We start from the raw sequence: 12,445 nt of genomic DNA, 5'->3' as shown, positions 1-12,445 counted from the left end.
GCGACGTTAATATATTGTTACGAATGTAAGCCGTTTCATAAACGCATTTTTAGGAGGAAGTAGAATGAGGGGTTTATTGTCAAAGAGAGTCAGACTGACATCGGCAATCGCAGCGATGACGCTTTTCTTGGCCGCTTGCGGAAACAACAATAATACGGCATCGCCAAGTGCATCGAGCGCTTCGCCAAGCGCATCGGCAACGGCATCGGGATCGCCGTCCGCATCCGCATCGGATCAGTCAGTCGAGAAAGTCAAATTAAAAGTGCTCGGTCACGCTTCCTGGTTCAAGTCCGGTTGGGATGCCGTCGTCAAAGATGCGGAAGCTCACGGCTTCGAACTCGAAGTCGAGAAAGTACCGGACACGGATGCCGGCAACGACTTGATCAAAACACGGTTCGCCACGAAAGATACGCCCGATATTTTGCTTTTCTTCCCGGGCAGCATTTTTTCCAAAATCGGACCTCCTGCCGACAACTTCGTCAAACAAGAAGACCAGCCGTGGATGGCAAACTTCGATAAATCATCCTGGATCAGAGCGCTCGACGAGAAAGAAAACGTAAACGGCGATCGCGGCTATTATGCGGCTCCTTATTGGGGTTCCAACGTGTCCGCCGTCCTCTATAACAAAAAAGTGTTCGAGAGTCTTAACCTCCAAATTCCGAAGACGTACGCCGATTTCCTCGCCGTGTGCGAAGCGATCAAGAAAGCGGGCAAAACGCCGGTCTATTACTCGGGTAAAGACAACTGGACGCTGCAATTGCTTCCGTTTAATGCTGCTTCCAAGAAAGGTTATGGCGAGCTGGCGGACAAAATCAACAAAAACCAGGCTAAATTCACGGACTATGCCAATATGAAAAAAGGGATCGAAGCGCTGGTCGATCTGAAGAACAAAGGATATATCAACAAAACGTTCTTGTCCGACACGTACGACAACGCCGAGAAGGCGCTCGCAACCGGCGAAGCCGCCATGTACCACATGGGCACGTGGATGATGAGCGACATCGTGACGAAGTTCCCGGACAACGTCAATGACATCGGCTCCTTCATCATGCCGTTCGACGGCGATGACACTGATATTTTACCTGTATTCGCACCTTACGGCATGTTCGTTCCGAAAGGCAAAAACCAGGATGCTGCGCAAAAGTTCGTGAATTACTTCGAGTCGCTCGAAACGCAAAATCTGTATTTCGAAAATGAAGGCGGGATTCCGGCGTTGAACGGCGTAACGAAAACGAAGCTGACGCCGGCTGAGCTGGATGCGAAAACACTTGTCGACGCGGGCCGCAAATTCGCGAACTGGCAATACGGCTTCGACTATGACCTCAGCAACTTCGGCGTGTACTTGCAAGACGCGCTCGTCGGAAGCAAGACGCCGGATCAAGTATTGGCCGCGATGGATAAAGACTTCGCCAAAGACGCCAAAGCGAAGAAGGATCCGAACTTCCACTAAAATCGATCCGTAACGGATAAACGCGGGTGGGGAACCGCACTGAGCAATCGGGCAGTGCAGTTCCCCTTCCTTTCTCAGAAGTTGAAAGATGAGGTGCTCCATGAACAAACTCATGCGCAGAAACTACACGTACGGAATGTTATTGCCCGGCGCGCTTCTGTATGTGCTTTTATTTATCGTGCCGTCGATGGGTTCGTTCTATTTCGCGTTTACGGATTTGACGGATTTCGATTTCTATTCCGCGCGTTTCATCGGATGGGACAATTTCAAATCTTTGTTCGATGCGGAAGAGAGCATGCTTTCCCTGCAAAATACGATCGTCTTTACGATCGTAACGACTGTATTCAAAATGGCGCTCGGCTTGGCGCTCGCATTGCTCCTGAACATGAAATTGAGGACGACGCTCTATTTGCGGACCGTCTTTTTCTTCCCCGTCATCCTCAGTACGGTTGCCGTCGCGCTTGCTTTCTCGGCGATCTATCATCCGACGACGGGGCTATTGAATCAATCTTTACGGCTGATTGGCCTAGATTCGCTAGCTCAAGAGTGGCTCACGAACACGAAGCTTGTTATGTATTCGATCAGCGCTGTGGAAGTGTGGAAATGGACGGGAATGGGCATGGTGCTTTTCCTCGCGGGTTTGCAGTCGATTCCTTTAGATGCTTATGAATCCGCAACGATCGACGGGGCGAGCGCGTGGCAGAAATTTCGGTCCATTACGTTACCGCTGCTGCTTCCTTCGATAAAATCGGTGTTTTTCCTGTCGATGATCGGCGGTCTGAAAGTGTTCGACATCGTCATCGCGCTGACGAACGGCGGACCGGGCAAAGTGTCGCGGACGCTCAACTACATGGTGTACGAAGACTTTTCCAAACAATATTACGGGGAAGGCACCGCCGCGAATTTGATTTTGTTCCTGCTTATTCTCGTCACGATGGCGATTCTGAATTTGTTCATTAGCAGAAAAGAAGTGGAGATGTAAAACGATGAACCCCAAGCTGCAAAAGCTAGTGCTGGAAGTGATCGGCGTCTGTTTGAGCGGACTCGTCGTAGTCCCCTCTCTTATCGTTCTGATCAACTCTTTCAAAACCGAAGGTGAAGCTTCCGACATGAGCATTTCTCTGCCGAAAGTATGGCATATCGTCGATAACTATTCCGAAGTGCTCAAGATCGGACGAATTCCGTCGGCGTTCTGGAATTCCGTTCTCATTACCGGTTCCAGCGTTGTGCTGCTCATCCTGCTCTGCAGCACTTCGGCGTTCGTCATCCAGCGCAGAAACAGCAAGTTTACGAAGTTCCTGCAAGTGCTGCTGCTAAGCGGCATGATTCTGCCATTGTCGATCATTATTACCTATATTCTGTTGTACAACTTGCATTTAACGGGTGGTTTTCTAGCCGTCATATTGCTCTACGTTGCTACGATGTATCCCGTTATCGGCTTCTTGTATATCGGTTTCTATAACGGCATCTCCCGCGAAATCGACGAAGCGGCGATTATCGACGGAACGAAAGGATACGGATTGTTTTTCCGGGTCATCTTCCCGCTGCTCAAGCCGATCAACGCGACCGCGCTTGTGCTCGGCTTCGTTACGGTGTGGAACGATTTCGGCATTGCGCTTTATTTCCTGAACCAGGCAAGCAAATATACGCTCGGGCTAACCGTCTTTTTCTTCGCGGGGGAGAAGTCGAGCCAATGGAACCTCATCTTCGCGGATCTCATCGTCGTATCGATTCCGGTCATTATCGTGTATATACTTGCCCAAAGATTTATCGTTTCCGGGTTAACGGCGGGCGCCGTCAAAAGCTGACCGCCTTCAGCCAAAATACATGGAATGGAGGCATGGTAATGAAGAAAAGAAGATTAGGCGCATGTCTGTCTGCGGTCGTCGTCGCGGGCACGGTGGCCGGGGGATCGGCCGGTTCGGCGGCCGGTATCGGCACATTTGAAATCGGGGGCTTCTGGCAGCCCCCGATTACCGTTGGCGGCGATTTCAACACCAACGCGAACTGGGCCGACATCGCTGCAGCCCACTTTGATTCGATGGTGGGGGTCCGTCAGCCGAAAGGGGTGAACATCAACAAAGCTTTAAATGAAACTGGAATCGCTTACAGTTCGGCTAACAACGTTAAACTGCTTGTCACCGATTCGAATATTTTTGACTTCAAAAGTTATACGCCCGCGGATTACGCTGCACTTAACGCCGCAGTGACGCCTTATCTCAACGATTCCAGAGTGAAAGGGTTGGCTCTGAGAGATGAGCCTAGCGAATGGGAATCCGAAGGGTTCGCTAACAGTTATAAGTATATTAAATCGCTGAAGCCGAGTCTTGAAGTGTACATGAACTTCTATGACGACGATTTGGATTACTATGAACCGGGCAAATTGGTCCTGTCCAACTCGGCCTCCAGAGGCGACGGCTCTTATGTATCGTCGACCAATGCGATCGGGCAAACGTTCAAGGTCCCGGCAAACATGTCGTACCTCGACGGGATCGACATGTTCATCGATATGTCTCAATGTTCGAGCAGCGAGACGTTGACTTTGAAACTATGGAACAGCTCGGCGAAGACGTCGCTGCTCGGGCAGGCTTCGGTTACGGGGTGGACTCCGGCCGAAACGCGGGATAATGCGAAGTTTCCTTATTTCCCGGTTCATGCTACGGTCACTCCGGGGTCCACCTACTACATGGAGCTCACGCATAACGGCGGCGGGGACAACAGCGTCGGTTGGGTCATCCGTTCCAACGCCAACACGTATGCCGACGGCGCCGCGTACGAGGCCGGCACGGCCAAGGCGTACGATTTCTTCTTTCGGCTGTATACGAAGCGCGACAATTACGGCACGCCCTTCGAGAACCATTGGGACGATTGGCTGAACATGAGCGGTGCGGATTACATCCTTCACGATACGTACCCGTTCTGGGGCGGAACGCAAGACAACCCCAATTACTTCAAGTACGCGGAGACGGTGCGCGACAGAGGGTTGGCCAACGACGTCGTATACGGAGCTTTTCTGCAAAGCATCCAGGTCGCGAATTCTGCCGGCGTGGCTTATATCCGCGATCCGAATATGAACATGATGCGCTGGAACGTGTACTCTTATTTAACCTATGGCTTCAAGAAGCTGAACTGGTTTACGTATTGGCGGCCGGATGACGGGGATGAGTATTTCTCCAAATCGCCTGTCGATGCAGACGGTACGAAGCTGATCAAGTACGGCCAAGTTCAAACGCTGAACGCCGAGATGAAAAACTTGGGCAACACGTTGAAAAACCTTACGTCGAGAAGGGTGTACCATACCGGCAACACTCTTCCGGATGGCGCGAGGGGCGTACCTTCGAATTTCTTCGTGAAGCCGGCGGATTTGACACAACCGATGATTATCGGCTACTTCACCGATCCGAGCGGTCGCTCGTACGTCATGCTGACGAACAGGGATTATAACAACAGTAAGACGTTGGACTTCAATTTCAGCACGAAGCCGTCGGCGATTACGGAAGTATCGAAGACGACAGGTGCGGAAGTGTCGCTTGTACAAGGCACGTACAGCTCCGGTACCGGCGTGCTGAACATTACGTTGCTCCCTGGGGAAGGTAGGCTGTTCGCGCTGCCGACGGGTTTCAAGCCGTATACGAATTTGGCGGCGCTCGCGTCCGTTACGGCAACGAGCTCGTATGAAGGAACGGCCGACGGATGGGCGCTAACGCGAATCAACGACGACTTGCGCAACTCTTCTCCGTTCGCCGCCGGGCTGTCGGGCAGTTCGAACGGCTGGTCGAGCGACAGCAATAAGTCGGTTAATCATACCGAATCGGTAACGCTTGATTTGGGGGTAAGCCAGACGGTCAGCGAAGTCGATTTGTACCCGCGCAACGACGCGGCTAGCAATACGACGAATTATCTCGGCAAAGGTTTCCCGCTCGACTTCACGATCCAGGTTGCGACGAATGCCGGAGGTCCGTGGACGACGGTATCGACACAGACGAACTATTCGCTGAACGGCAATTCCGTTCAGCCGTTCACGTTCAGCCCGCAGACGGCGCGATATATCAAAGTGGAAGGCACGAATTTACGGCGAATCACCGACGAAGCCGGCCAGCCTTACCGGATGCAGCTCGCCGAGATCGAAGCGTACGCTTCCGCTCAACCGACGGCGAATCTGATCGGCAATCCGAACTTTGAATCCGCAGTGAAAGGGCCTTGGTACATCGAGTGGCATCCCGCCAATGCGGGCATTGAAGCTAACTACCCGCACGCTTCGATGTACGACGGCTACATCTGGCCGACCTCCGGCGGCGATGTCGCTATCTCGCAGAACATTACGGCGCCTGCGACGAAGAGTTATACGTTAACGGTCTATTGCGCGGCTAATACCGGTTCGATCTATCTTGGAGTAGACGTCGGGGGAACGCAGTTCGGGCAGGCGAACATTACGGCTAACGTGGGCTACGCGCCGTACACGATCACATTTAGCGCGACGGCCGGGCAGACGATTAAAGTCTGGTACTACGGCAATTCGACCGCATCCGGCGGCTGGGCGACAATTGACGATGTTGTATTGAAATAATGGCTTGTAATCACAATCGATTTATGGGTACTCCCTTCAGACTTCGTCCTGGAGGGAGTAGTTTTTTTCAGCGAGGGGCCAAATAACTGGATTATTCCATGAAGCCGACGTTAGCGAGCAACTTCTCAATGATATATTTTCAACGACATGTTCATCGAGCGCTTGCACTCGAAGGAATGATGTGTTAATCTTTGTTTGAACGTTCATTCAAATTTCGAAATCGCATGCCGCAAGTTGCAAAACACACTCCATCCCACACCAATAAGACAAAGGTGCGTGCCGATGACAGACGCAGACAAAAGAGACAAAATAATCGCCGCCGCTTATACCGTCTTGTCGGAGAAAGGCTACGACAAAGCGTCGACGAAGGAAATCGCGAGTACGGCAGGCGTAGCCCAAGGGCTGATCAATTACTATTTCTCGAGCAAAGATTTGCTGTTCGCCGAAGTGTTCCGCAGGCAAACGGAACGATTCTGCGCATCGTTCGATCATCTGATTCCGAATACTGCTACCAGTTTGACGAGAGAAGCGATTGGGGAATTGCTTGAAGCGTCCAAGAAGAAGGTCATCGAAGACGTCGATTGGTTTCGCCTTCGTTATGAACTATTCGCGATTGGCCTCCGCAATGAAGCTGCACGAGAGACGCTTAAGGTGATGCTTGCTACGGAGCGCAAACATATCAGCGATAAAATTGCCAAGCTTTCGGGACTTCCGCCGGAGCAGGCGACGCTTTTCGCTTCGATTTTCTATTCGGTGTTCCAAGGGTTGGGCCTGCAGGAAATCACCGATCCGGACTTCAAATATGATGAGACATACGAGATGGTAGGGGATATGTATAACGCCTTCTACGAGCAATTGACGGAAAAGCGAGAACCTTAGGGCGTGTCTGAAAACCCGCTGTCCTCGGAGTATTCAGACACGCCCTGAGTCGGATCTCTCTTTTTATCTCTTTTATTGTTTGAATGATCAAACAATAAAAAGCATATACTTGAAAAATAATGGGAGAAAGACGGTGGAGAGAAATGCACGGTTTGCTGCACGGTTGGGGGAAGGCGCTGTATAAGTTAAGATGGGCGGTTGTCATGTTGTGGATTGTTGCAGCTTTGCTCGGAGGAGTTGCATTCGGCAAGCTGAGCCCTCTGCTGAGCGGAGGCGGATGGGCGGTACCGGGCTCCCAATCTTTGGAGGCCGGCAAGCTGCTTGCTTCGGCGTTCGAAGGTAAATCGGCTAGCTCAATGACGCTGGTGCTGCGAGATCCGAATCACGCTGTCGGAACGCCGGAGTACAACGAGAAGCTGAAGCAAATCTCGGATCGTCTGAAGACGGAGGAGGGCGTATCCGGCGTATTCAGTGTCCTGGACGCATCGCCCGGAATCGCGAAGGGGCTCGTAGGTAAAGACCCGAATTTGAGCATCGCGTTCGTCGATATGAACATGAAGCTTGATTTTGCGATCAATAGTGTCCCGGATTATCAGAACCGCGTCGTCGAACAAGCGAAGCAGCTTGGCGTTGAAGCATACCTTGTCGGCGAAGCGCCGTTCTGGGGAGAGAACAGCACGCAGAGCAAAGAAGGACTCGCGAAGGCGGAAATGATCGTATTTCCGCTCATCATCGTCATCCTGCTCATCGTGTTCCGTTCCGTCGTCGCGACGGTGACTCCGCTTATCGTGACGATCGCGTCGGTGTTGTCGGCGATGGGGATTATCTACCTTGTCGCAAGAGAGGTGGAGTTGTCGGTATTCGTTACGAACTCGGCAATGATGCTCGGCCTCGGTGTCGGCATAGACTACTCGCTCTTTATCGTCAGCCGGTTCAAGGCGGAGCTTGCCAAATCAGGCAACACGAAACAACAAGCGATTATTACGACGCTGGGAACGGCCGGTCATACCGTGTTTTTCTCCGCTTTGACCGTCATCGCCGCATTGTCCGCTTTGTTTATCGTGCCCCTTAATGCGATCAAAGCCATTGCCTTCGGAGGCATAGCCGTCGTAATCGTGGCAGGGTTAACTAGCCTCACGCTGCTGCCGGCCGTTCTAGTCATACTCGGTCATCGAATTAACAAATGGAGCCTGCCGTTCCTCAAGCCGCGCGAGACTGGCAAGCTCAGCGCATGGAAGAAATGGACGAAAGCGATTATGCGCCGTCCTGTGCTGATCACCGTTCTGACCGTCATTGTTCTGGGCGCCTTCGCATCGCCGGCGCTCGATATGAAGCTTGGCTCGCCGGATATTAGCACGTTGCCTGCCGATACACCGGTTCGGCAAGGTTACACGCTCATGGAGAAATCGTTCGGCGTTGGCGCTGCGAACCAGGTTAACGTCGTGCTGCACAACCCGACCGGGGATTTGAGCTCGCCCGACGCGATCGCCAGCATCATGCGACTGCAGGCCGAGCTGGGCAAACAAGAGCACGTGCTTGCGGTCACTTCCGCGGCATCGTTCTTGCCGGGGATGGAGCCAGCCGCGATGTCCGGCGCTCTTCAGGCTGGAAGCGCAGCATTGCCAAGCGATGTAGTATTCATGCTTGGCCGGTATTACGGCGGAGATCATCATACCGCGCTTCTTCAAGTCATGCTCGACCAGCACGCCTCCAGTGATATTAGCCGCAATGTTGTGAAACATTTGCGCGACGACGTTCTGCCTTCTTTCCAACTTCCTGCAGGCACTTCGTTCCATATCGGCGGGGAGACGATGACCGGTATCGATACATCGAAAGGCATCAACGACAACTTGTTGCCGGCGCTCGGCATTATGCTCGTGCTCATTTTCCTGATCCTCGTGCTGACGTTCAGAAGCGTGCTGTTGCCGCTTAAAGCGATCATACTGAACCTCATCTCGGTCGCGGCGACGTACGGTATCCTTGTACTCGTGTTCGCACTCGGCTACGGCTCGCAAATTTTCGACGTCGAGTCGCAAGGGTACATCATTCATTTCGTGCCGATGTTGCTGCTCGCACTATTGTTCGGGCTAAGTACAGACTATGAAGTATTCCTCGTCAGCCGGGTGAAGGAAGAATACGACCGCTCCGGCGCACACGAAGACAGCATCGCCGAAGGCATGGAGAAAACCGGCCCGCTCATTACGGGGGCGGCCGTGCTGATGGTTGCCGTATTCACCGGCTTTGCTTTCTCCGGCGTGCTGCCGATCCAGATGCTTGGCTTCGGCATGGCGGTTGCGATCGCGCTTGATGCGACCGTTATCCGGATGTTGCTTGTGCCGGTAACGATGAAGCTGCTTGGAAGGGCGAGCTGGTGGTTCCCGGGACGTGCGGCTGCTGTCGGTTCCGGGAAGTTGAAATCATCTGCGCGGAGTGATAAATCGGTCCCCTCGACGAATAAAATAATAAGGTAGCCACTTCGAAACGGGAGGCCGCCGAGAATGATCGCTGCGATCTTGGTCGGGATTGTCGCGTTACAGCATGCTTATTTCCTCATCGTAGAGATGTTCCTATGGACATCTCCGGGTACGCGGAAACGGTTCGGGACGTCCTCGAGCTTTGCCCGGGATTCCAAGCCGTTGGCTGCGAATCAAGGATTGTATAACGGTTTTCTGGCGGCAGGACTCGTATGGGGACTTGTGCACCCCGACGCGTCGGTCGGGTATCAGATCCAGACTTTTTTTCTAGTATGTGTGATCATTGCTGCGCTGTACGGAGGATGGTCGGTAAAGAAATCGATCTTGTTCGTGCAAGGCATCCCAGCGCTCGCGGCATGGGTGGCGGTAATGCTCACTTGGTGATCGAACTTGCTGGTTGGTTCATGGCGAAAAGAAAAAGAAGCTTGCCCGAGGGCAGGCTTCTTTCTCTTATACATTCGGTCATCGTTTGGCTTTATTATCTTGTACACGCTGAAGAATTCTTTCCCGTTTCAACTTTCTTGCCGCAAGATGCTGTTTCAGAGAATCGAAGGGGATAGAAGCCATTCTTCTTCTAATGGGTACTAGATTATTTCGGTTCGCCAAAAGCTCACCTCATTGTTTTATCCCTCAGTCTATCCGTCGTAGCTTATGTTATACGCGGGGAAAAGATGAATAAAAAGAGAAGACCTCGACTATTTCGCCAAGGTCTTCTGTGCATTACGCTTAGTCGCGTTCGCTTCGATCTTCCTAAGAACATGTTCCCGCGCGTTCCGGCGAGCTTCATTCAGATCTCTTTGGGATTTAAACGCAACGGTTTTAAGTCGATTCCCTTCGCGAGCCAGTAAGCTCATCCTGAACACCGTCCTTTGCGGATAATTCGCGTCTCTGCAAGATCAAACATAACGCATGGAACATCCGATAGATTTCTCTTATCTCTATCATATCAGATGGCAGTAATAGCGACAACGCTTTTGGATTCCGAACGGCATCCACATGGAACGTGATGTACCAAGTAACGTGATTGTGCATTCTCATTCGATTGGTGATCAGATGATACCCGGGACGAACTTCCATCATCTTAGGAGAGCGATCAGAGGAGTGCACCATTTGTACGATCGAGAAGTCTTTGTACCTCGGATCCTCAATATGAATGGTTTGCGGGCTTACGCCGCTCGTTCTGACGTCGGCCACTTTATGTAGCAACTCGTCTGAGTACTCGTAGATCGTGAGTCCGGCGACGATCCCTAAGTCGTTGAAGTCCATGATGCCGTTCGCCATCCGAAATAATGTAACATTCAAATCTTTGAGTACATCGGTAATATACTCCAAGGTTAGATCAGACTGCTCCTGCTGTTCCGCAAAATCTTTGATATCTTCTTCGTACTCTGCAAGTTCAGCTTTATATTCGGCGATCTCCTTGTCTTTCACTTCGATCAACATTTCAAGCTGTTTTTCATAGTGCATCTTCTCCGAGCCTGCGAATCCAAAGACGGAGCCGAGAAATTTGTGGAGTCCCTCGAAAGTAAAGTCAGTATCCACTGTGCGGGACCAATAACGATCGTATTCGGCTTTCCGTTTCTTTTTGAAATATCCAATATGAAACTCGTCTGCTCCGGGCGTACACATCAAGGACAGATATTTGAAAATACAAATGACATACACGGCAACCGCAGCAGCAGCCCCAATCCCGATCGATTCCCATAATGCGAGGTTACTCAACCAGGATAATGCGCCTACGACAACAGGTAAAGTCGATGTTGCAATCGACTTTATGATTGCTGCAACTTTCACTTTCTTAAAGACGTTGATAATCATCTTAACAGGGCCTTTTAACGCACGCCAGAACCAATGGCCGTCTTCCTTCATCCGCATTAAGATAAGCCAATCGTCAAGGGGCTTTGCAGTTTTTTGCAGGTCATCGTAATAATTTCTTTTCGTGCTCTCCATTCCTTCACTCCTTTTCACTGGAGATGGGCCGCTTCGAGAGAAAAAAGAAGCCGCTTGTTGAAGCCGTTTCTTCTTTATCGAGCGTTTGCTCGTTGGGAAGTCGGCCTCAAGGGCTTCTAGTTGCGAAAAATTGCAGTTTCAACATATCTTGCCCGAATTATAGCACATTAGGTATAATTTGAGAATCGGAGTTCCAGGATTCCACAGGGCTATTGCTTACGAATAGAAATTAGGCTGAACACAGCAGACTGCATGCTCATGAAAAGTAGAAGATGAGCCTATGGACGAAAAATCATACATAGTCAGCCGAACGGACACCGCAACGCAGATGTTTGGATGAATAATCATACAATCGAGCAAATTGCTGGAACAACGCGCCCCGCCTTGTACGAAATTTCGTACAAACGCCCGCTGACGGACTGCTTCGCGCCACGCTTTGTACTAAATTTCGTACAAACGCCCGCTGACGGACTGCCTCGTGCCCCGCCTTGTACGAAATTTCGTACAAACGTCCGCTGACGGACTACCTCGCGCACCGCCTTGTATGAAATTTCGTACAAACGCCCGCTGACGGACTACCTCGCGAATGTTTGGACATCGCCTGGGCAAGTAATGTCAGATTTTCGTAAGCGATTGCCCTGCAGGATTCCACTGATTAAAGGAGGAGCAAGCGAATGACTAGCCGTGAAATCAAAGGCATCAAGAGTGATATCGTCGCTCTTGTCTTAATTGCAGCGATTATCGGAGTTGTCGCGCTTGCTGTCTGGGTATCCAGGACGCTCGACGATACGACGCCGTTAACACGCATAACCGAAACGACTGAACGATTGGGTGATTTTATTGAAAACTACGGGTCGCTTTCCCCCGTACAACTGATGACTACTGAATTTGACCCTCAAATATTCATAGACGCTGCTGTCATTGCGCCCGACGAAGGAACGGCGAACGACCTTCGTTATGTGGCTTCGCTGATTACGAAGTATAACGACGGAGCAACAGTCAAAACATTACAAGAAGCTTACGATATCATGACCGATGTGATTCCCCATTTCCGTGAAGCAACAAAAAATACGTAACAGTACGGAACAGCCTCTCGCGGAAGTATTCGCCGCATCGGCTATGCTA

9 protein-coding genes are annotated in these 12,445 nt (G+C 51.3%); 8 read left to right on the top strand and 1 reads right to left on the bottom strand.

From position 1 onward, the window contains the following. Nucleotides 1-64 precede the first annotated feature (64 nt). The 7 genes from ACFPOF_RS32350 to ACFPOF_RS32320 all read left to right on the top strand — a co-directional run bounded on the left by ACFPOF_RS32350 (nucleotide 65) and on the right by ACFPOF_RS32320 (nucleotide 9,754). Complete coding sequence (locus ACFPOF_RS32350) at nucleotides 65-1,450, top strand: ABC transporter substrate-binding protein (RefSeq protein ID WP_378140115.1); 1,386 nt, start codon at nucleotides 65-67, stop codon at nucleotides 1,448-1,450. A gap of 100 nt (nucleotides 1,451-1,550) precedes the next feature. After that, entirely contained in the window at nucleotides 1,551-2,432 is an 882-nt protein-coding gene (locus tag ACFPOF_RS32345; protein ID WP_378140113.1) for a carbohydrate ABC transporter permease, read from the top strand. A 4-nt stretch (nucleotides 2,433-2,436) separates the two neighbouring features. Then, the gene (locus tag ACFPOF_RS32340; RefSeq protein ID WP_378140111.1) at nucleotides 2,437-3,258 is read left to right on the top strand and encodes a carbohydrate ABC transporter permease; all 822 of its coding nucleotides are present in this window, start codon (nucleotides 2,437-2,439) and stop codon (nucleotides 3,256-3,258) included. 38 nt (nucleotides 3,259-3,296) lie between these two features. Continuing rightward, nucleotides 3,297-6,017 (top strand): discoidin domain-containing protein, encoded by a 2,721-nt coding sequence (locus tag ACFPOF_RS32335; RefSeq protein WP_378140109.1) that lies wholly within the window; start codon nucleotides 3,297-3,299, stop codon nucleotides 6,015-6,017. Nucleotides 6,018-6,299: 282 nt separating this feature from the next. After that, on the top strand, nucleotides 6,300-6,896 hold the full coding sequence (locus ACFPOF_RS32330) for a TetR/AcrR family transcriptional regulator (RefSeq protein WP_378140107.1): 597 nt from the start codon (nucleotides 6,300-6,302) through the stop codon (nucleotides 6,894-6,896). A 143-nt stretch (nucleotides 6,897-7,039) separates the two neighbouring features. After that, complete coding sequence (locus tag ACFPOF_RS32325; RefSeq protein ID WP_378140105.1) at nucleotides 7,040-9,367, top strand: MMPL family transporter; 2,328 nt, start codon at nucleotides 7,040-7,042, stop codon at nucleotides 9,365-9,367. Nucleotides 9,368-9,394: 27 nt separating this feature from the next. Continuing rightward, a complete protein-coding gene (locus ACFPOF_RS32320) occupies nucleotides 9,395-9,754 on the top strand; it encodes a DUF1304 domain-containing protein (protein WP_378140103.1) in 360 nt (119 codons plus the stop codon). A 435-nt stretch (nucleotides 9,755-10,189) separates the two neighbouring features. Here the strand turns inward: ACFPOF_RS32320 and ACFPOF_RS32315 are convergent, their stop codons facing one another. Next, complete coding sequence (locus ACFPOF_RS32315) at nucleotides 10,190-11,320, bottom strand: hypothetical protein (RefSeq protein ID WP_378140101.1); 1,131 nt, start codon at nucleotides 11,318-11,320, stop codon at nucleotides 10,190-10,192. Between the two features lie 674 nt (nucleotides 11,321-11,994). Here ACFPOF_RS32315 and ACFPOF_RS32310 point away from each other — a divergent pair. Further along, a complete protein-coding gene (locus tag ACFPOF_RS32310; protein WP_378140099.1) occupies nucleotides 11,995-12,396 on the top strand; it encodes a hypothetical protein in 402 nt (133 codons plus the stop codon). Nucleotides 12,397-12,445: the final 49 nt, after the last annotated feature.

The organism is Cohnella soli (genome assembly GCF_042655525.1).
Classification (GTDB): domain Bacteria; phylum Bacillota; class Bacilli; order Paenibacillales; family Paenibacillaceae; genus Cohnella; species Cohnella soli.
This window is presented reverse-complemented; position numbering and strand designations above follow the sequence as displayed.